This is a genomic window from Clostridium sp. AF34-10BH (assembly GCF_003478095.1).
Classification (GTDB): domain Bacteria; phylum Bacillota; class Clostridia; order Lachnospirales; family Lachnospiraceae; genus Acetatifactor; species Acetatifactor acetigignens.
The window spans coordinates 1-21,390 of sequence record NZ_QUEC01000036.1 but is presented as its reverse complement, the minus strand read 5'-3'; the positions used below and the strand labels follow the sequence as shown (position 1 = coordinate 21,390).

Annotated in this window: 17 protein-coding genes; 11 read left to right on the top strand and 6 right to left on the bottom strand. The window is 47.1% G+C overall.

Annotated features, from left to right (window positions below):
* Nucleotides 1–13 precede the first annotated feature (13 nt).
* The 5 genes from DWZ61_RS17460 to DWZ61_RS17440 all read left to right on the top strand — a co-directional run bounded on the left by DWZ61_RS17460 (nucleotide 14) and on the right by DWZ61_RS17440 (nucleotide 5,987).
* The gene (locus tag DWZ61_RS17460) at nucleotides 14–1,453 is read left to right on the top strand and encodes a methyl-accepting chemotaxis protein (protein ID WP_182427174.1); all 1,440 of its coding nucleotides are present in this window, start codon (nucleotides 14–16) and stop codon (nucleotides 1,451–1,453) included.
* 51 nt (nucleotides 1,454–1,504) lie between these two features.
* Complete coding sequence (locus tag DWZ61_RS17455; protein WP_182427172.1) at nucleotides 1,505–3,601, top strand: M28 family peptidase; 2,097 nt, start codon at nucleotides 1,505–1,507, stop codon at nucleotides 3,599–3,601.
* A 90-nt stretch (nucleotides 3,602–3,691) separates the two neighbouring features.
* Nucleotides 3,692–4,327, top strand: coding sequence for an N-acetyltransferase (locus DWZ61_RS17450; protein ID WP_117466524.1), 636 nt, complete (start codon nucleotides 3,692–3,694; stop codon nucleotides 4,325–4,327).
* A 154-nt stretch (nucleotides 4,328–4,481) separates the two neighbouring features.
* Nucleotides 4,482–5,483, top strand: coding sequence for a helix-turn-helix transcriptional regulator (locus DWZ61_RS17445; protein ID WP_118539874.1), 1,002 nt, complete (start codon nucleotides 4,482–4,484; stop codon nucleotides 5,481–5,483).
* A gap of 51 nt (nucleotides 5,484–5,534) precedes the next feature.
* The gene (locus tag DWZ61_RS17440; protein ID WP_117466522.1) at nucleotides 5,535–5,987 is read left to right on the top strand and encodes a signal peptidase II; all 453 of its coding nucleotides are present in this window, start codon (nucleotides 5,535–5,537) and stop codon (nucleotides 5,985–5,987) included.
* Nucleotides 5,988–6,523: 536 nt separating this feature from the next.
* Here DWZ61_RS17440 and DWZ61_RS17435 read toward each other — a convergent pair.
* From DWZ61_RS17435 to murC, 4 genes are all read right to left on the bottom strand, one after another.
* On the bottom strand, nucleotides 6,524–7,708 hold the full coding sequence (locus DWZ61_RS17435) for a ribose-phosphate pyrophosphokinase (RefSeq protein WP_022312395.1): 1,185 nt from the start codon (nucleotides 7,706–7,708) through the stop codon (nucleotides 6,524–6,526).
* Between the two features lie 53 nt (nucleotides 7,709–7,761).
* Entirely contained in the window at nucleotides 7,762–8,754 is a 993-nt protein-coding gene (locus DWZ61_RS17430; RefSeq protein ID WP_118539873.1) for an ATP-binding protein, read from the bottom strand.
* 48 nt (nucleotides 8,755–8,802) lie between these two features.
* On the bottom strand, nucleotides 8,803–9,918 hold the full coding sequence (locus tag DWZ61_RS17425) for a DnaD domain protein (RefSeq protein WP_022312397.1): 1,116 nt from the start codon (nucleotides 9,916–9,918) through the stop codon (nucleotides 8,803–8,805).
* A 306-nt stretch (nucleotides 9,919–10,224) separates the two neighbouring features.
* Nucleotides 10,225–11,622 carry a UDP-N-acetylmuramate--L-alanine ligase gene (gene murC, locus DWZ61_RS17420; RefSeq protein ID WP_117467496.1) on the bottom strand — a complete coding sequence of 466 codons (1,398 nt, stop codon included), beginning with the start codon at nucleotides 11,620–11,622 and terminating at the stop codon, nucleotides 10,225–10,227.
* Between the two features lie 414 nt (nucleotides 11,623–12,036).
* On the opposite strand from murC, the gene DWZ61_RS17415 reads away from it, so the two are divergent.
* From DWZ61_RS17415 to spoVG, 3 genes are all read left to right on the top strand, one after another.
* On the top strand, nucleotides 12,037–13,305 hold the full coding sequence (locus DWZ61_RS17415; protein ID WP_118539872.1) for a glucose-1-phosphate adenylyltransferase: 1,269 nt from the start codon (nucleotides 12,037–12,039) through the stop codon (nucleotides 13,303–13,305).
* A gap of 2 nt (nucleotides 13,306–13,307) precedes the next feature.
* Nucleotides 13,308–14,426: a glucose-1-phosphate adenylyltransferase subunit GlgD gene (gene glgD / locus DWZ61_RS17410; RefSeq protein WP_118539871.1), complete on the top strand. Its 1,119-nt coding sequence runs from the start codon at nucleotides 13,308–13,310 to the stop codon at nucleotides 14,424–14,426.
* 185 nt (nucleotides 14,427–14,611) lie between these two features.
* Complete coding sequence (gene spoVG, locus DWZ61_RS17405) at nucleotides 14,612–14,887, top strand: septation regulator SpoVG (RefSeq protein ID WP_022312401.1); 276 nt, start codon at nucleotides 14,612–14,614, stop codon at nucleotides 14,885–14,887.
* Between the two features lie 96 nt (nucleotides 14,888–14,983).
* Here spoVG and DWZ61_RS17400 read toward each other — a convergent pair whose 3' ends face one another.
* Nucleotides 14,984–16,111: a hypothetical protein gene (locus tag DWZ61_RS17400; RefSeq protein ID WP_118539870.1), complete on the bottom strand. Its 1,128-nt coding sequence runs from the start codon at nucleotides 16,109–16,111 to the stop codon at nucleotides 14,984–14,986.
* 116 nt (nucleotides 16,112–16,227) lie between these two features.
* On the bottom strand, nucleotides 16,228–17,247 hold the full coding sequence (locus DWZ61_RS17395; protein WP_118539869.1) for a LacI family DNA-binding transcriptional regulator: 1,020 nt from the start codon (nucleotides 17,245–17,247) through the stop codon (nucleotides 16,228–16,230).
* A 278-nt stretch (nucleotides 17,248–17,525) separates the two neighbouring features.
* Here DWZ61_RS17395 and xylB point away from each other — a divergent pair, with 278 nt between their 5' ends.
* The 3 genes from xylB to DWZ61_RS17380 all read left to right on the top strand — a co-directional run bounded on the left by xylB (nucleotide 17,526) and on the right by DWZ61_RS17380 (nucleotide 21,318).
* A complete protein-coding gene (gene xylB / locus DWZ61_RS17390; protein ID WP_117467487.1) occupies nucleotides 17,526–18,995 on the top strand; it encodes a xylulokinase in 1,470 nt (489 codons plus the stop codon).
* An 87-nt stretch (nucleotides 18,996–19,082) separates the two neighbouring features.
* Nucleotides 19,083–19,724: a DUF4867 family protein gene (locus DWZ61_RS17385; RefSeq protein WP_118505651.1), complete on the top strand. Its 642-nt coding sequence runs from the start codon at nucleotides 19,083–19,085 to the stop codon at nucleotides 19,722–19,724.
* A 109-nt stretch (nucleotides 19,725–19,833) separates the two neighbouring features.
* Nucleotides 19,834–21,318 carry an L-fucose/L-arabinose isomerase family protein gene (locus tag DWZ61_RS17380; RefSeq protein ID WP_117467483.1) on the top strand — a complete coding sequence of 495 codons (1,485 nt, stop codon included), beginning with the start codon at nucleotides 19,834–19,836 and terminating at the stop codon, nucleotides 21,316–21,318.
* Nucleotides 21,319–21,390 lie beyond the last annotated feature (72 nt).

Genomic DNA, 21,390 nt, shown 5'->3' with positions numbered 1-21,390 from the left:
AAGGAGAATGCAAATGAAAGAGATGGAACGAAGTAACCGGGTGGCCATGATAGCACATGGTGTGATCAATGCATGTATGCTTTTCATTAGCGTGATCGGATTCGTTGAGCACACAGTATCGGCTCCGGTATTGGTAGTGCTGATACTTCTTGGAATCATACCGGTTTTGGCAGAATTTATTTGTTGGAAGAGAGATCATGAAACAAAAGCTATAAAACATCTGTCACTGATCGGATTTGCGTTGTTTTATACGGTGCTGCTTTTTACGGCACAGTGCAACATGGTGTATGCATTTGTAATTCCCATGATGTTTGCAGTCATGCCTTATCATGATGTCAAGGCATTTGTGCTTATTAATGTGGGGACGGTGGTAGAGAATATCCTGGTGGTGCTCCTGGGAGCCACACAAGGGGGATTTGGTTATCTGGGGCAGGACGCAGGATTTATACAGATTTCGGTAATGATTCTGCTGTGCATTACATCCATCTATGCTACCATATCCAACCAGAAGAACACTGATGAAAATATAGAGAGCATTACAGCTGCGCAGGACCGCACGGAAGCAACCTTACGTGAGGTCATGGAAATGAGCAGCCGGATGGAGACTTCAGTAGCTGATATCACAGCGGAATTGAATAAACTGGAAACTGCCTTTGACAGCACAAAAATAGCCATGGAGGAGGTGTCTGCAGGTTCCGGTGAGTCTGCCGCGGCGATTCAGCAGCAGACGGCACAGACGGAGGCTATTCAGGAAAAAGTAAATACCGTGAGTGAAGTGGCAGAGACGATCGGAAACAATATGGAACATACGATAGAAATACTGGATGCCGGAAAAGAAGAGATGACAGGTCTGAAGGAGCAGGCAGAGGATTCTGCAAGGAACAGTGAGCTGGCGGCACAGAAGCTGGAAACGCTGGATCATTATATGCAGGAGATGCATTCCATCGTGGAAATCATCAGTAAAATAGCGAATCAGACCAGTCTTCTGGCGCTGAATGCCAGCATAGAGGCAGCCAGAGCCGGTGAAGCCGGCCGCGGATTCTCCGTAGTAGCTACGGAGATTTCGGGAATGGCCACCCAGACAAAGGATGCTACCGGCAATATCGCAGAGCTGATCCAAAATGTATCCGGAGCGATAGGAGAAGTGGTAACGGTCATACGTCAGATGATAGATGGCATCGGCAGCCAAAGGGAAGGAACGATGCGTGCGGCGGACAGCTTCACAGCAATTGAAGACAGCAGTTATATGATCGTGGATAATCTGGGAGAGCTGCTTCAGATAGTAGAAGCTCTGAAAACAGCCAACCAGGAGATCGTGGATTCCATTCAGACAATCTCAGCGACTACGGAAGAAGTATCCGCCCATGCCAGTGAGACGCTGGAAGCGGAAGAGAGAAACAGAGAGATTCTGCAGAAAATTACTGAAAATATGAATTCTATGGTAAAAAAATAAGTAACGGTTCCTGTGACAGAACGAACAGGATAGAAACAGGAGTGACAGAATATGCATGACAACGGGGTGACTTTACAGAAAAAGGTGTTACAGAATCTGGATATACCGTATTCGTATGAACTGGCAAAACGAATGGAACAATACCGGTCACATCCGACACTGGGGTATCGCCCGGCAGGTTCTAAGGCAGAATTTGAGACCGGAGAGATGCTGAAGACAGAAATGGGAAAAATCGGGCTGTCTGAGGTTACAAAGGATGCCGTGACAGTAGACGGCTGGGAATTTCATAAGGCAGCGTTAAGCTACACGAATGCGGCCGGGGAGACCGTGTCAGCAGAGCTGGGAGCCTATCAGACAACCTTTGTCACCGATGGCCCCAAGGAATTTTCCATGATGTATCTGGGAAAAGGAACGGAGACGGACTATCAGGGAAAAGATGTCAGGGATAAGCTGGTATTGGTGGAGATTAACCAGAGGGATGAGTGGTGGATCAATTATCCGGTATACCAGGCACATCTGAAAGGAGCTGCAGCCCTGATCGCAGTGCAGAGCGGCGGCTACGGCGAAATCGACGATGAAGCTCTGAATGCACAGGATATCGCCGGACCGGAGGATGCTCCCGCTTTTTCCATTTCCAGAAAAGATGCGGCCGGCCTGCTGGAGCTGTTGCGTGATCAGGAGGAAATAACGGTCACCTTTGATGCGGAATCCAGGGTGACCAGGAACTGCACGACTTATAATATTGTGGGTAAGATTCCCGGGAAACATCCGGACCGCATGGTCCTTTTGTCTGCACACTATGATTCCTATTTTGACGGATTCCAGGATGACAATACAGCGGTCGCCTTGATGTTTGGTATTGCAAAGGCATTGCGGGACAGTGGTTTTCAACCGAACAATACCATTGTGATCTGTGCCATGGCATCCGAGGAATGGGGCGTGGTGGATTCTAATTTTGACTGGTCCACAGGAGCTTATGAGCAGATATTCACCGCACATCCCGAATGGGTGGGCAAGGTGATCGCAGATCTGAACTTTGAGCTTCCTGCTTTAGCGCATGGTACCAGAGCGAGGATCCGCAGCTGCTATGAATACGTCAGCTTCCTGGAGGAATATCTTGCGGATCTGCCGAATCTGACGATAGCCTATCCGGAAGAGACAGCAGTGACATCTCCGATCGAGACCTGGTCGGATGATTTTTCCATGGCGATCGCAGGTGTACCGTCCATGGTAAATGATTTCACCGGCGGAAGCTTTATGGAGACCCACTACCATTCCCAGTTTGACAACGATGAGTTTTATGATGAACAGGTATATCGTCTGCATCACGAGCTGTTTGCCCTGCTGATTCTGGCGCTCGATGAAACGGCAGCGGTACCGTTGCAGTTTTCACCGGTGGTGCAGCGGATCCGCAAGGGCTTGGAACAGTGTCGGGAAATCTGCTACCGCGCCGATGTGGCGGGGCAGCTGGGAGAGAAAAAGCGAATTTTGCTTGAAAAAATTGAGGAACTGGAGATTTTAAGTGACCGGGCACTTAGAAGATGCCGGGAGGAATATGAAGCGGTAGAGGAATACAACCGTAACTACAAACAGTTGCTTAGAGATGGAAAATACGACGAGGCGGAGAAACTTTTCCGGCAGATCAGACCGCTGGAACAGAAGCTGCTCGCAAGGTTCCAACAGGAGCAGGACGCTTTTGTGCGGATTGACTGGTACGGAAATGTGTTGTATCCTCATGAGATATGCAGTGCAAATCTGAGACTTCTGGGCGGAGCGGTGAGAAATCTGAAGGAACAGAGACTTTCCTCCGCACTTCGTAAGCTGTATCAGGTAGACAACAATGCCTATGCCTTTAATTTTGATGAAGAAGTATATAGGCATTTTACGGATTATGTATTCCATCAGCCGAAGGATCGCCTGAAATGGGGTTACGGAAGGCTGCCGGAGCATGAAAATCTATATGGAACGGTCAAGCAGCTTCTCCAAAAAGAAAAACAACTGGAGACGTTGACAGGATCCGGTATGAAGGAAATGGACTACCGGGAAGAAATTACCAGCCTGGAGCATGCATGCAGCAAGCTTGTGGTCAGCCTGATGAATATCGTGCAACAAATGGAGAAATCTGTGACAGAGATATTCGAACTGTAAGGATGGCGAGAGCAGAGCACGGAACGATCCACAGACAACAAAGCCGGGGAATGACATCATCATAATAAGGAGATAACAGTAAATACAATTATGGAAAGTGATAAGTTATATCGTGTGCAGAAGGAAGACCTTCCGAAAGTGGAGAAAATGCTGAATCAGTGCTTTGCACACGATCCGTTGTACGAGACGCTGATTCCGGATCCGGAAGTCCGTAAAAATCTGATGCCGGAGCTGTTTAAATGTGACATGGATGAATTTTATGCGACCTGTGAGATCTTCGCAGACAGCGCGGATCTGAACAGTGTATTGGTGGTATCGGATGAAGCGGAGCCGTACAATGTATTTCAGTTCTATTTTACAGAGGCCATGGCTGCTTTACAGACGGATTCCTATCTGATCAAGGAGGATCCTTCGTTAAAGACATTTCGGAATTTTATGAAGGGTGAGGATTATCTGAATTCCAGCTGGACGGATCAACTGCATCAGAATCAGCGTCTGCATATCATTTATCTGGCGGTGGATCCATCCATGCAGCATCACGGAATTGCAGCGGAGCTTCTGGAGGAAGCCATTGGCTATGCCCAGAAGCACAAACTGATGATCTCCCTCGAAACACATAATCCAAAAAACGTGGAATTCTATGAAAAGTTCGGATTCAAAGTATATGGTGTGATGGAGAAGAATTTTCCGTTAAAGCAATACTGTCTGATCCGTGAAGTACAGTAATATTGCTGAAAATTTCAGAAAAATCCGGAAACGCAACTGCCGGTTGACAAAATTTCAAGGGCACTTGGTAGTTGTCAACCGGCTCTTTTGTTATGATTTTCCTATGTCGACGATCTATGTGTGCACAAGAAAACATTAATAAAAGAAGGAGAGAATGAAAATGATCCTGTCAGAAAAAATAATAATGTTGCGTAAGAAATATGGGTGGTCCCAGGAGGAACTGGCAGAACGCCTGGACATTTCCAGACAGTCTGTATCCAAATGGGAGAGCGGAGCCTCAATCCCGGATCTGGAACGCATTGTCAGTATGAGCCAGTTGTTCGGAGTTACTACGGATTACTTATTAAAAGATGAAATGGAAGAGACGGAATTCACCGATGGAATGACACCGGAGATCACAGAGGGCAAAGTGATCACGGTGGAGGAAGCTAATACTTTTCTGGAAGCTACGAAAAAATATGCTGCCCGGATTGCTCCGGCGGTATCCTTATGTGTGCTCTCTCCTGTTGTATTGTTGTGGTTGTTGGGAATGGCAGGTGCCAAAAGAGGAGCGGTTACAGAAAATGTCGCAGGAGGAATCGGTCTCATCGTACTGTTACTGATGGTGGTAGTTGCGGTAGCGGTATTTCTTCTCACCGGAATCCCGTATAATAAATATGAATATCTGGAAAAAGAAAAGCTGACACTGCAATATGGGGTGTCCGGAATCGTGGAGAAAGCAAAAGAAACATTTGCGGGAACCTACCGGATCTGCATAACCCTGGGTGTTGTATTGTGTATTCTGGGAGTGGTACCGTTGCTGGCAGTATCTATTTTTTTCGGGAATAATGGTTATGCGGTAATCCTTGCTACGGATGCTTTGCTCATTGTAGTGGCGATCGCTGTATGGCTGTTCGTGTGGTCCGGTATTATCTGGGGCGGTTTTCAGAAATTGCTTCAGGAGGGGGATTATACTGTGGAGAATAAGGCAGTCAACCGGAAGTATGAGCATGTGACAGCAATTTACTGGTGTGTCTGGACAGCGCTTTATCTGGCCATCAGCCTGCCGACGATGCGTTGGGACATTACCTGGGTTGTATGGCCTGTGGCTGGAGTATTGTATGGGGCACTTCTGGCGTTTCTGAAGATAAAGAATCGGAAAGCAGAGCACGAATAAGCGGATTTCAAGGGGAAATACGGACGGCGTGAAAAAGGAGCGGAATATTATATGACAGTGGTATGCCTTGTGATACTGGCAGGAATTTTCTGGGGAGATTTTTTCTTAAAAAATTATATAGAGTCGCATGTGGATGAGCGGGAAGAACGAGAGATCTGCAGGGGGGAATTTCTGATCCGCAAGCATCACAACAAAGGCATGATGCTCAATGCCGGACAGAAGAGAAGGCGTCTGGTGGCTGTTGTTTCACTGGCGTTTACACTGATATTGACCGTTGTCTTTATCGTGAGTCTGGGACATCGAGGCAACAATTTGCTGCGACTGGGACTATCGCTGTTGCTTGGTGGTGCCTTCAGCAATACCTATGACCGCCTTCGCAGAGGTTATGTGGTGGATTATGTGAGCTTCCCGGTGAAATGGCAGGCGTTCCGCAAGATCGTATTCAACTGCTCAGATTTCTGCATTATCATCGGTGCGTTGCTATCGGCACTTGGAATGCTGTAAATTGAGAGTTAGTAAAGAAATGCTATCAAATCCCCGTAGCCCTTGGCAGGGTATAAGAAACGCGGCACGCTCGTACTTTTAGTACGATGCGCTCCTGTCGCAGAGCGTAGCGGTACATAAGCGGTCACAATACGACCGCAATGCGTCCCTTGGGACGCTATGGTACCGACGTCTGCTTACGGCACTGCTTATTCTTATACCCAGCTGGGGCTACTGGTTTTTTGAAAGCTTTCCAAAACGCAGAACTCCTGGCGTATGCGGTGCCATGTCGAAGATGTTTGTCGGAGGATGTTGATATTTTCTAGAAAAGTGCTGAAAGGCAGGGGGAAAGCGGACACGATGTCCGCGTCAGCCGATTGTCGACATGGATGTCGACTGTAGGCGGCCCCGTCATGACGAGAACTACTCATCACTTTTCGTAGAAAATTCACATCCGGAGACCTTACATCGAGACATGTGTATCGCATACTCCGGGAGTTCGTGGATTTTGCCAATGTATTTAACTAACTCTCAAGTTAATATAAGACGGGTGAGCTTTACAGCTCACCCGTCTTATATTTTGCAACGATATTCTGAATTCTTTCATTAGGATTCAACAAATCGCTGATGGAAGAATCGTGGTTCAAAGTATCAATGATGTAAGCAATGTACTTACTCATATCACAGTTGATATACCACTCTCTCTGAAGCAGTTCCGGAGTCTGGTAGATCAGGTTGGTGGTCAGAACCTTGTCGATGATGCCGTTCTCATAAGCCTTGTCGAACTTGTCCAGACCGTTGGTGAAGAGACCAAAAGTGGAGAAGACGAAGATCTTGTTGGCTTTACGCTCCTTCAGAGCAGCGGCAACTTCCAGCATGCTTTCACCGGAGGAGATCATATCATCGATAATGATCATATCCTTGCCCTCTACGCTGGTACCCAGGAATTCATGAGCTACGATGGGGTTACGACCGTTGACGATGCGGGTGTAATCTCTTCTCTTGTAGAACATACCCATATCCAGACCGAGAACGTTGGCAATGTAGATGGCACGTCCCATACCACCTTCATCCGGGCTGATGACCATCATGTGGCTGGAATCCAGCTGCAGATCTTTTACATTGCGTAACAGACCTTTGATAAACTGATATGCAGGCTGTACGGTCTCAAAGCCGTGCAGAGGAATGGCATTCTGTACACGGGGATCATGAGCATCGAAAGTGATAATGTTGTCTACACCCATGCTTACCAGCTCCTGCAGTGCCAGTGCACAGTCCAGAGACTCGCGGGAAGTTCTCTTGTGCTGACGGCTCTCATACAGGAAGGGCATGATCACAGTGATACGACGGGCCTTACCGCCGACAGCTGCGATGATACGCTTCAGATCCTGATAGTGATCATCGGGAGACATATGGTTCTCGTTGCCACACAGGGAATAGGTCATGGAGTAGTTCAGGACATCTACTAACAGATAGAGATCAGTACCGCGGACGGATTCCAGAATCTGTCCCTTTGCTTCACCGGAACCGAAACGGGGTACTTTGGCATCCAGGAGATAGGATTCTCTCTGATAACCTGCAAATGCCAGAGACTCTTTGTGTTCGCTTTCTCTCTCTGCCCTCCATTTTACAAGATACTGGTCTACCTTCTCACCTAAAGGCTTGCAGCCGGGCAGGGAAATAATGCCCAGAGAGCCGACGGGGATAGTCTCCAGATTTCTTTTTTCTTCACGATTCGCCATTGGGGTGATCCTCACTTTCTGATTCTGTATACTGTTCTGTTACAAACAAATGATTAATTGTCAGATGTATTCTGTATACGCTTTTTGCACATACGAATATCGGGGCCGGTCAGCTTACACAGATCGTAATGACTGGTGATACGGGAAAATACCCGGTCTGAATATCGGTCGCGCAGTTCCTCCAGACTCAAATTTGTGGAGATGATCGTAGCGTTTTTCCGCAGATGTCTCTCATTCAGACAGGAGAACAGCTGGGAGGCTACAAAAGTATTGGTCATCTCTGTGCCGAGGTCATCAATGATCAGCAGATCGCAGTTATACAGATCCTCGTAGAATCCGGAGAGAGCTTCTTTTGCCCTGCTGTCGAAGGCATAACGGGCAAGAGTATCAAACAGCCCGGAAGCACTGAAATAGATCACGGAATGACCGGTTTGCAATAATTCACTGGCGATACATCCCGACAAAAAGCTTTTGCCAGTACCTACTGTACCATAAAAGAATAAATTGTGGTAGTCTTGTTTGAAGTTTTGTACAAAATTGCGACAGACATCCACACATTTTCGGAAATGCGTAAGATCATCGCCCTGATAGTATTCGTAAGAAAGGTTGGAAAAATTCTCAGAAGCGATCATATCCCGGATATGGGACTGCTCATAGAGAATATCCAGTTCCTGCTGGTGAAAACAGTGACATTTTTTGCGAAGACCATCTTCACTGTCAATATAACCTGTATCTTTGCAATCGGGGCAATCATAGATGGGTTCCAGATAGTCTGCTGGGTATCCGGCGGACGTGAGCAATTCTCTTTTCTGACGGGAGATTTCCTTTAGAGAAGAACGCAGTCTGGTAAGCGCCTCGTCATCACCGTTCAATAAAAGCTTTGCCTGCGCCACGGAAAGTTCACCGACAGACTCATCCAGTCTTCCGTATTCCGGAAGCTTTGTATAAATTTCCCGGCGGCGCTGCTCTGCCAGGTGACGGTTGCGGTCTCTGGTCTGCTCATAGCCCTTCATAATAGAATTGTATTGTGCGTTAGTCAGTGACACGGTCGGTTCCCCTTATCTGCTCATTGCTGGTTGTTCAATATCTGAATATTAGTTGCTTAAAATTTCCTTTTCCAGAGCGGCGAAATCGTAGCTGTTCTGGGTAAACTGTGTAAAGCGGTTGGAGGACCCGGAAGAAGCGGGCTTCGCAGTCTTTTTCTTCTGGAAAGAGTCATCCATCTGCTGAATATCGGCCTTGTGGCGTACATTAGCCTGTCTCCAGCTGTTCAGGATTCCTTCCGCATATTCAAAGCGATGCTTGTCCGTAGCCAGAGAGCTGCGCTCACAGGCTTCCAGTATAATATCTGTGCTGAAACCGTAATCTCTGGTCCAACGGTTGATGAATTCCAGTTCTTTCGCTGTGGGAGAGGTACTGCGTCCTAAGCTGTTCATAATGGAATATACGCTTCTGTCGTAGCGGGTGGAGAATTTCTGCGCCTGCTTCGGGGTGGTGATTCCTTCTTCCGCCCAGTTGACAGCAACTTTTTCTATGTATTTGAAATCTTTCTTGCCGCGCTCCACACAGTACTGTAGCAGATAATCGATCAGATCCTCTGAAAAATGCAGTACATCGGTGAAAAACAGGATCGTCTTGATCTCGGAAGGAGTCAGAGGCTTGCCAATATAAGCTTCTGCAATAAAGAGAAGCTGGGAGGTCTCTTCCCGTTCCTTGAATTCCCGTAACTGATCCAGAGAATAAGCCGGCTTTGCGTAAGGGTTGACAGTTTCCTGGGGTGTTGCCGGTACAACTGCAGCCGAAACCTGCGGAATAGCAGCGGCAGGAATCACAGAGACTCCGGCGGGAGTATTCTGCATCTGCGAAGGACCGGAGGTCAGCAGGACATTATGCTGGGGGGCAGGAGCAGCCTGCGTGCTCAGATCACGAAGATGAATCCCTACCAGTGTTTTATTATCATCGAAGTCCAGATCCAGGATCTGCTGCTTTTCCCAGTATTTCAGTGCACGGATCACATCCTTTTCCGTGTGGTTGAACTTGTCCGCAATTCCGGACACACTGATAGCCTGTTCCGCATTCAGCATGCGCAGCAGATAGAAATAGACCTTCAGCTGTGCGTCGTTGGCATCTTTCATATATTCATCAATAAACAGATTGGATACTACCGTAGAATCTGCATAATTATCTTTATAGAGCGCTATCCGTGCCATAACACACAATACCTTCTTTCACAAATCGTTCCTTTTTCAAAGTAAGACCAAGTATAGCATAAGACCTGTGAAAAAGAAATAGTCAATTTGCCGGAAAACCTTGTAAACACTGGACTTTCGGACTCCTGGATAAAAATGTGGAAACGGTGGATATTGTGGATACCAAAAGACGGTGTATCGAGAAAACCCTATATATCGGCAGATCATCGCCAAAATCCGACAGAAAATTATCCACAGGAAAACAACAAAATATCCACAGGGAAAACGGGGATAATCCCCGGTGTTTCCTGTGGATAATGTGGACAACTATTTGCCAAGCAGGTTTTCACCGATTTTTACTACATCTCCGGCACCCATAGTTATCAACAGGTCACCGTTTATGCAATTTTCTAATAAAAAGTTTTCAATCTCATCAAAAGAAGGAAAATAGTAACATTCATGGCCCAGTGCCCGGATCTCTGTCTGGAGCGTCTCAGAACTGATTCCCAGGGTATCGGTCTCACGGGCAGCATAAATATCTGCCAGGACGACTTTGTCTGCCAGACTTAAGGCTTTGGCAAAATCTTTCATGAATGCCTTGGTTCTGGTGTAAGTATGTGGCTGGAAGACACACCAGAGGGTCTTGTGGGGATAATTCGCTGCCGCATGCAGGGTGGCTGCAATCTCGGTGGGATGATGTGCATAATCATCCACAATGGTTACACCGCCGATGGTGCCCTTGTATTCGAATCTGCGGTCTGTACCGGTGAAACCGTGCAGGGCAGAAGCGGTAACCTCGCGATCGATCTTCAGCAAATCGGCCAGGGCAATGGAAGCAATGGCATTGCATACGTTATGCTCTCCGGGAACCTGCAGAGAAAAACTGCCGGACACTTCCCCATGCCGGTGAAGCGTAAAGGAAGGATGACCGAACTCGTCATAAGTAATATCCGAGGGATAATAATCGGCAGCGGACCCGTCACTGTTGACCGCTTCTTTATTAAAAGTGATCACGCGACAGTCCAGATCTCCTGTGATCTCCTGTAATCTGTCAATGGCACCGTTGATGATCAGACAGCCGTCAGCGGGCAGAAGCTTTGCAAATTTATGGAAGGAATTCCGGATATCCTCCAGATCCTTGAAAAAGTCCAGGTGATCTTCTTCGATATTCAGGATCATACCGATCCTGGGAAAAAAGCTTAAGAAGCTGTTGGTGTATTCGCAGGCTTCTGTAACGAACAGATCGGTACTGCCGACACGGATGTTGCCACCGATGCTTTTTAACATTCCGCCGATGGACAGAGTGGGATCCGTACCGGCATGCAGCAGAATCTCACTGACCATGGAGGTCGTGGTGGTCTTGCCGTGAGTACCGCTGATGGCAATAGGGGTCTTGTAATTCTGCATGATCTCTCCTAAAAGCTGCGCTCTGGTGAGATGCGGGATCCCTTTTTCCATAGTAGCGACATATTCGGGATTGTCTTTGTGAATCGCACTGGTAAATACGACACAATCGATATCATCGGTAATATTCCCGGCACGTTGTCCATAAAATACATTGATCCCCTTTCTTTCCAGAGTTTCGGTGAGGGGGCTTTTGGAACGGTCGGAACCGGACACACGGAAGCCGGCATCCTTCAGAATCTCTGCGAGACCGCTCATGCTGATACCGCCGATACCTACAAAATAAATGGACGAGGGGTGATTAAAGTCTATCTGATACATATTGGCACTTCCTTAATATAGTGTAGTTGCATTGCTTATTATGTAACTATTCAGAGCAGTTACCTTATTATTAACATTATATACATAGGAACGAAAAAAAACAATCCATAGGTACGATTTTGAAAAAATGTGTAAGTTTACTATTTTTTGCAAAACCAATCCAGACGGGATTGGCATAAATTGACAAAAAGCTTACAAAAGATAAGCTAATTATGTAAAAAATGGATATAAAAATCGTAAAATGACAAAAAAACCTAGTAATAAATATTCACTTTCCTTTGGCAATGTGTTATAATCAGATTATCACATCCGAAGGAAAGAGCAGGCACTTTTTCGAGACAGATGGATACATCGGATAATAGCCGCGAGCGACTATTTATTACAACAGGTGGAAGGCTAGATAGAGGTGAGGATATGATTAAGAAAGAAATGATAGCCATGCTATTGGCTGGAGGACAGGGAAGCCGTCTGGGTGTTTTGACATCCAAGGTTGCTAAACCTGCCGTTGCATTTGGAGGCAAGTACCGCATTATCGATTTTCCCCTTTCTAATTGTATTAATTCGGGAGTGGATACGGTAGGCGTACTGACACAGTACCAGCCCCTCAGACTGAATACCCATATCGGAATCGGTATTCCCTGGGATCTGGATCGTAATATCGGAGGAGTGACCGTGCTGCCTCCCTATGAGAAGAGTACCAACAGTGAATGGTATACCGGTACTGCGAATGCGATCTATCAGAACCTGGAGTATATGGAGAGCTATAATCCAGAGTATGTGCTGATCCTTTCCGGAGATCATATTTATAAGATGGATTATGAAGTGATGTTGGATTTCCACAAGGCCAACAATGCAGAAGTTACTATTGCGGTAATGCCTGTTCCCATGGAGGAGGCCAGCCGTTTCGGCATCATGATCGCAGATGAGAACCATCGCATCACCGAATTTGAAGAGAAGCCGGAACATCCCAGAAGCAATCTTGCAAGTATGGGTATTTACATATTTAACTGGAAGACATTGAAGGAAGCACTGATCGCTATGGCAGATCAGCCGGCACTGGATTTTGGTAAGCATGTCATTCCTTACTGCCATGAAAAGGGGGCTCCGCTGTATGCGTATGAGTTCACCGGTTATTGGAAGGATGTAGGTACTTTGAGTTCCTATTGGGAAGCCAACATGGAACTGATCGATATCGTACCGGAATTCAACCTGTATGAGGAATACTGGAAGATCTATACCAAGAGCGAGATCCAGCCCCCTGATTATATTGCTGCCGACAGTGTGGTAGAGCGCAGTATCATCGGTGAAGGCTCCGAGGTCTATGGAGAAGTATATAATTCCGTCATCGGTTGTGGTGTTACGATCGGTAAAGGAACCATGATCCGGGATTCCATTATCATGAACCAGACCCAGATCGGTGAGGGATGTGAGATCAACAAGGCGATTATCGCAGAGAATGTTGTGGTAGGTAATCAGGTAAAATTAGGTGTCGGTGAAGAAGCAGAGAATGATACGGCACCTCATATTTACAACCACGGACTTGTAACCATCGGTGAGAAGAGCGTGATTCCTGACGGTATCAGCGTAGGCAAAAACTCAGTGATATCCGGAGTGACAGCTGCTGCAGATTATGAGGATTCCCAGCTCGCAAGCGGCAAAACATTAATTAAGGCAGGTGAATAGCAGTGAGAGCGATTGGAATTATTTTAGCAGGCGGTAACAATCACAGGATGCGGGAACTTTCCCAGAAGAGAGCTATATGTGCGATGCCGATTGCAGGCAGCTACCGCAGTATTGACTTTACACTGAGTAATATGACCAACTCTCATATTCAGAAGGTGGCAGTGTTTACTCAATACAATGCAAGAAGTCTGAACGAGCATCTGAATTCTTCCAAATGGTGGGATTTCGGACGTAAACAGGGTGGATTATATGTATTCACTCCCGCTGTAACAGCAGAGAACAGCAACTGGTACAGAGGAACCGCAGATGCAATTTACCAGAATCTGCAGTTTTTGAAGGACAGCCATGAGCCTTATGTAGTTATCGCATCCGGCGACTGTGTATACAAGCTGGATTATAATAAGGTGCTGGAATACCATATCGAGAAAAAAGCAGATATCACTGTAGTCTGCCGCGATATGGAAGCCGGTACGAATGTAGAGCGTTTCGGTACGATTCGCATGAACGAGGAAAGTCGTATCGAAGAGTTCGAGGAGAAGCCCTTACAGGCGAAGACCAATACCATTTCCTGTGGTATTTATGTGGTTCGACGCAGACTGCTGATCGAGATGATCGAGAAGTGTGCTGAGGAAGACCGCTACGATTTCGTAAGAGATATCCTGATCCGTTACAAGGATCTGAAGAGAATCTATGGATACAAGATCAAGGAATACTGGAGAAATATCGCATCTGTGGATGATTACTACAGCACCAATATGGACTTCTTGAAAGCAGATGTGAGAAACTATTTCTTCAAGCAGTATCCGGACGTATATTCCAAGGTGGATGACCTGCCTCCCGCAAAATATAATCCCGGTTCCCAGGTGCGTAACAGCCTGGTATCCAGTGGATGTATCGTCAACGGTGTGGTAGAGAATTCCGTGATCTTTAAGAAGAGCTATATCGGCAATAATTGTGTGATCAAGAATTCCATTATCCTCAATGATGTGTATATTGGAGATAACACGCATATTGAAAACTGTATTGTAGAGAGCCGTGACACGATCCGTGCAAATTCGTACTTTGTGGGAGAAGGCGAAGTTAAGATCGTAGTTGAGAGGAATGAACGATACGTGATCTAAGTGATCCGGATTCTCAATGACTACATTGCGAGACTGCTTGCAGGCAGGGCAATGTGGTCATTAGGGAATCTAACAGATATGAGTAAGTAGGGCGATAGCCCGGAATACGAATATCTGTAGCGTTTCGAGAGCCTGCAGGGCGGAGAAATGCGTAGGGATCACGATAACACCAAGGGGGTTAGCAAATGCAGATTACAGATGTACGTGTTCGTAAGATCACCAAGGAAGGCAAGATGAAAGCTATCGTATCCATTACACTGGATGATGAATTCGTCGTACATGATATCAAGGTGATCGAAGGTGAAAAGGGATTGTTCATTGCAATGCCGAGCAAGAAGGCAACGGACGGAGAATACAGGGATATCGCACATCCCATCAATTCTTCCACCAGAGAGAATTTGCAAAGGGTGATCCTGGAGAGTTACGAAAAAGCATTGGAGGAGCCGGAAGAGGCAATCTAAGCTGCATAGGGATAAACAACAAAAGCTGTTGTCAACAGAGTGATCTGTGGCAACAGCTTTTTAAATTGCAGTTATCTTTTATTCCCCGGACGAAAATCAGGAACGCTGATAAGCACATAATCCGTTTTCAAATTGCAGACGATCGATCAATTCCAGGGAACCGCCGATTCTCCGGTATAGTTCTATGGTGCCTGTTGCATTGCCGCCTTCCCAGAGAGGAATGTCGGATACTTTTCCGTCAGGACTTTCATAGAGTAACGGCATCATCTGCTCTTTGCTGCAGCTTCCGGAGATCCGTACAACGGAAGTGCGGTTCTGGGCTTTGAAATGCCAGATAAAACGTTTGTTGGTCTCTTTCACTTTCCACTTGCAGCGGGACAGTGTAAGAGGTCTGCCAAAATGATACTCGAAATCTTCCCCGGTATAGGTCAGCTGCATCAGAATCCTGCGTCGCATGGGGAAAAAGAGAAATTTCGGACAACAGCCGTCGATGGCCAGAGCCGAATGCTTCAATTCCCGCCCGGTTTTCTCACTGATCAGGTGGCCGGAAGCAAATTGCAGCCAGGGTTGGTTGTAACTGCGGCCCCAATGTTTGTCCGCATAGCCATAGGATGTCTCGGGAGTTACCTCGTAGGTGACACCGTTCAAAATGACGGTCCCACGGAAAAAGGTACGGATACCTTCCCCATGCCAGAAACTTTCCAGGGCATGAACCGCAGTAAAAAAAGCATTGGCAATATAGCCGGTATGACAGGCAACCGCCTTATGCACTTCCAGATCCCAGATAAAACTGCCCGCATCGGTCATAAGAGAGCGATGTCTTGCAACCTCATCGGAGATATCAATCGAACCACTGATCCGGTTTTCGCTGTAGACACAATCCTCAAACTGCATGTAAAAGGGATCCTGGGCCACCTGCAGAGAGGTCAGGGGATAATATGCCCGAAGCTGGAGCCCGCTATCTCCCGGCTCAGGGAATACACCGGCTTTTATGCAGAGATAAGATGGTTTCAGACCATGACGTTTATAGTAGGGATGCTGACCTAAAATAGGCTGGGAAGTACCGAGAGCCGGATTTAAAATGCTGTATTCTACAAAAAAAGTGCGGGTTTCCTGCGTCGTGGAACAAATGCCCTGGAAGGAATGCCACCAGCGCATGTAGCCACGTTTTGCATCGGAACCCCGCAACATATATGCATTTCTTTTCAGATCAGATAAATTCATGGATCAAAGACTCCCCCGCTTTTGTACCCCTCAAAACAACATTTCGTAGATAATATGTATATTATAGTACTATATGTTGTGAATGACAAGAGTGTCGGAAGAATCTTAAGAATTATTTAGATATTTTCTTTGATCCGGATATCTACCGCTACATAATTGTATTCTTTTTCCGGATTTTCGCCGGTCGTCAGATAGGCAAACAGCAGGGAAAGAGGGTTGCTGCCCTGAATTTTCGGCTGTTGGCAGATGGTGGCGGCAATGGTGCCATTTTCCAGCATTTGGCGTGTGGTGGGGACCAGATCAAAAGCGATGATCCGGATCGCCTTTTTTTTACCCAGAGCCTCTACACTGCGGCAGCCTCCGTAGACACCGCCGGCGGCGAAGAACAGTGCATTGATCTCCGGGTGCTTTGACAGAAGTGTCGTTGTCTTTTCGTAGCTTTCCACTTCGTCATCGTGGATCTCCACGGTATCCACGACGCGGATCCGGTCAGAGAAAGGTTCTAATGTCTTCAGAAATCCCGCAATGCGCTCTGTGTGACAGAGAATGTTGGAGGAACCTGTGACAATACCCACGTTTACCGTGCCGGAGGTCATCAATTGCAGAAGACCGGCGGCGGTGGCACCACTGCGGGTGTAGTTGCTGCCGACATAAGCGATACGTCTGGAATTTTCAATGTCTGTATTCAGCGTGACCACGGGAATCCCCTGCTCGTATAAAGTATTGATGCAGTCGCGGATCCGTTCGTCGTTGTAAGGGGTCATGGCAATGCCGTTCACTTCTTCTGCAAGAAGCTCTTTGACTGCCTGTAACTGGGCCTCCACACCGAAAGAAATCTGTTTGGTGATCACGGTACAGTTGTAACCTGCCAGCTCTTCCGCCTTTTCATTGATTCCGGCCAGAACATCCTGAAAAAAAGGATTCCCGGTGGAAAACAGAATGACACCCAGCTTCAGCCGCTTTTTCTGCGCTGCCAGAACGAGACCGGCGCGGTTGGGTTTATAGTCCAGCTCTTTTGCAATTTTTCTGATCTTTTCGGCGGTCTCCGGGTTTACTGCGCCGCGATCGTTTAAGACGCGATCCACAGTGCCGCGGGATACTCCGGCCAATGCGGCGATTTCTTTGATGGTTGCCATAGAATACTCATGCCTTTCCGTAATATCTGTCCCAGGTATCTAGTTATAAAAGTATCATATTTCCAGAGGAACGTCAACGAAAGTGCAGAATTTGTCCGGGCACGCTGAATGGATGATGAATGATGAAATTCCATCTTCACTTTTTAGTGAAAAAATGCTGAAAACATAAAAACTTCTACTTGAAAAATTTTTTCACAACAGTTATGATAAGACTATAACGTGCACGGGCACGAAAAGGAACGAAAATGGATCACAACACAAACGTAGGAGGAAGATTCATGCTATATATTGGAATCGATCTGGGCACTTCGGCGGTAAAACTGCTTTTAATGGACAGTGAAGGGAACATCCGGAATATTGTATCCCGGGAATACCCTTTGTATTTCCCACATCCCGGCTGGTCGGAACAGAAGCCGGAGGACTGGTATGAACAGACTATGGAGGGCATCCGGGAGCTTTTGAAAGATGCGGACAAGAGCCAGGTGGCAGGCATCAGCTTCGGAGGACAGATGCATGGACTGGTCATTCTGGATGAGAAGGATCAGGTGATCCGCCCTGCCATCCTCTGGAACGATGGCAGAACCACAGAGGAATGCGATTATCTGAATAATGTGATCGGCAAAGAGAAGTTGTCTGAGTACACTGCGAATATTTCTTTCACCGGATTTACCGCGCCGAAGATCCTCTGGGTGAAAAAGAATGAGCCAGAGAACTTCGCACGGATCAAAAAGATCATGTTGCCGAAGGATTACATAGCTTATCGTCTGACCGGCGTACATTGTACGGATGTATCAGATGCTTCCGGGATGTTATTGTTTGATGTGAAGAACCGTTGCTGGTCGAAGGAAATGTGTGAGATCTGCGGAGTGAGAGAAGAGCAGTTGGCCACTTGTTATGAGAGTTATGAAAAGGTGGGCTGCGTATTGCCGGAGGTGGCAGACGAACTGGGGATTCCCGCAAATGTTGTGGTAGCGGCGGGAGCCGGGGATAATGCGGCCGCCGCTGTAGGTACCGGAACTGTAGGGGACAATATGTGTAATATTTCCCTGGGTACTAGTGGAACAATCTTTATTTCCTCCAATCATTTCGGAGTAGATCAGCACAATGCTCTGCATTCCTTTGCCCACGCAGACGGACATTACCATCTCATGGGCTGCATGCTGAGTGCCGCTTCCTGTAATAAATGGTGGATGGATGAGATCATCGGAACGAAGGATTATGCCGCAGAACAGGCGCAGATTGAGAAGCTGGGAGAAAATCATGTCTACTTCCTGCCGTATCTCATGGGCGAGCGTTCTCCCCATAATGATCCCAATGCCAGAGGAACTTTTATCGGAATGACCATGGATACCACCAGAGCCGATATGACGCAGGCGGTACTGGAAGGCGTGGCATTTGCACTGCGTGATTCACTGGAGGTGGCAAAATCTCTGGGAATCCATCTGGAGCGGACCAAGATCTGCGGTGGCGGAGCCAAGAGCCCGTTGTGGAAGAAGATGATAGCCAATATCCTGAATCTGAAGGTGGATGTGATAGAAAGCGAAGAAGGACCGGCCATGGGCGGTGCCATGCTGGCGGCAGTAGCCTGTGGGGAATATGCAAGTGTGGAGGAGATCGCGGAGAAGTTCGTCAAAGTCACCGGAACGGTAGAACCGGATCCGGAACTGGTGGCAAAATATGAAGACCGCTATCAGAAATTCCGCCAGATCTATCCGGCATGCAGACCGCTGTTTGAGATCATTAAATAACGCGTAGAAAAATCAAACAACAACATAACAAAATGAACCTCGTAATTTTAAGTTTGAGCTATAATAGAGAAAGGTTGGTAGAGTAGAATGCATATTTTATCTGTAAAAGATCCTGCATTTCGTAAGTATGGCAGAGTGATCACCAATGTGGATTTTACACAGCTGGTGGAAGAAATGAAAAAGACTCCGGTTCCTGACGGCGTGGTGTACGAGCCCGGGATCAATGCTTTGGAAGCATTACCTGTGAAAAAAGAACTGGAGACCATCACATACGGAGAAATGCCTGTACAGATCGGTTACTGCAATGGCCATAATTCCAAACTGAATGCCGTGGAATATCACAGAAGTTCCGAAATTAATGTGGCAGCAACGGATGCTATCCTGATCCTGGGGCTGTTAGCGGATGTGGCAGAAGATTTTACCTACGATACTTCTAAGATGGAAGCATTTTTAGTACCGGCCGGAACCGGTGTAGAGGTCTTCGCAACTTCTCTGCATTATGCTCCCTGTGGAGTAGACGGACAGGGATTCCAGGTAGCCATCGTGTTACCTCAGGGCACTAACTATCCGTTAGAAGGAGCACATCAGAAGGTGGAGCAGGGCAAGGCACCCAGCGAGGATGCGCTGCTTGCCGCTACGAACAAATGGCTGATCGGCCATGCGGAGGGTGGACTTCCAGAGGGAAGCTTCCTCGGGCTTGTTGGAGAGAATCTGGATGTCAGCAAATAATGGTGGCAGAATAAAAAGATTTGAACGCCGGAATCCCCTGCATGGATGTATGACGGCGGTAAAATAAATGGTGTAGAGAAAAAGAAAACGAAAATAGGAGGATTACAAAATGAGTAATTTACCCGAAGTAAAAATTGGCGTTGTGGCTGTCAGCCGTGACTGTTTCCCCGAGAGTCTTTCCGTGAACAGAAGAAAAGCTCTGATGAAGGCTTATACTGAGAAGTATGGAACAGACAGTGTCTATGAGTGCCCGGTATGTATCGTAGAGAGCGAGATCCATATGGTACAGGCTCTGGAAGACATCAAGAAGGCAGGCTGTAATGCACTGTGCGTATATCTGGGCAACTTTGGCCCCGAGATTTCCGAGACCTTACTGGCAAAGCATTTTGACGGTCCTGCAATGTTCATTGCAGCAGCAGAAGAGACCCAGAATGATCTGGTAGGCGGCAGAGGCGATGCTTACTGCGGTATGCTGAATGCAAGCTACAACTTAAAGCTTCGTAATGTAAAAGCTTATATCCCCGAGAATCCCGTAGGAACTGCAGCGGAATGTGCAGATATGCTGCATGAGTTCATTTCTATCGCAAGAGCTATTGTGGGCTTAAGTGATCTGAAGATCATTTCCTTCGGCCCCAGACCTTTGAACTTCTTAGCTTGTAATGCACCCATCAAGCAGTTGTACAATCTGGGGGTAGAGATCGAGGAGAACTCCGAACTGGATCTGTTCGAAGCCTTCAAGAAGCATGATGGAGACGAGAGAATCCCCGCCAAGGTAAAAGAGATGGAAGCAGAACTGGGGGCAGGCAACCATAAGCCCGAAGTACTGCCTAAGCTGGCTCAGTATGAATTGACACTGTTAGACTGGATCGAGGCTCACAGAGGATATCGTAAGTATGTAGCCATTGCCGGAAAGTGCTGGCCGGCATTCCAGACCCAGTTTGGTTTCGTACCCTGCTATGTGAACAGCCGTCTCACCGGTATGGGCATCCCCGTATCCTGTGAAGTAGATATTTACGGCTGCTTAAGTGAGTTCATCGGAACCTGCGTCAGCGCAGATACCGTAACTCTGCTGGATATCAACAACACTGTTCCCGATGATATGTACGAAGAGTCCATCAAGGGTAAATTCAACTATACCCACAATGACACCTTCATGGGATTCCATTGCGGTAACACCAACTCCAAGAAGCTGACCTCCTGCAACATGAAGTACCAGATGATCATGGCAAGAACCCTTCCCGAAGAGGTAACCCAGGGTACTCTGGAAGGAGATATTGTTCCCGGAGACATCACCTTCTATCGTCTGCAGTCTACCGCAGACAACAAGCTGCGCGCATATATTGCACAGGGTGAAGTACTTCCTGTAGCTACCAGATCCTTCGGTGGTATCGGTATTTTCGCTATCCCCGAAATGGGACGTTTCTATCGTCACGTACTGATCGAGAAGAACTTCCCTCACCACGGTGCTGTTGCTTTCGGACACTTCGGCAAGGCTCTGTACGAAGTATTCAAGTACATCGGCGTACCCGTAGAGGATCTGAATTTCAACCAGCCGAAGGGAATGCTGTATCCTACCGAGAATCCTTTTGCATAAAAAGAACTTAAGTAACTGAAAAGTTAGTTTGGTGTAAATAGTCCAAAAACGATGAATTCCGTACAAAAAAAG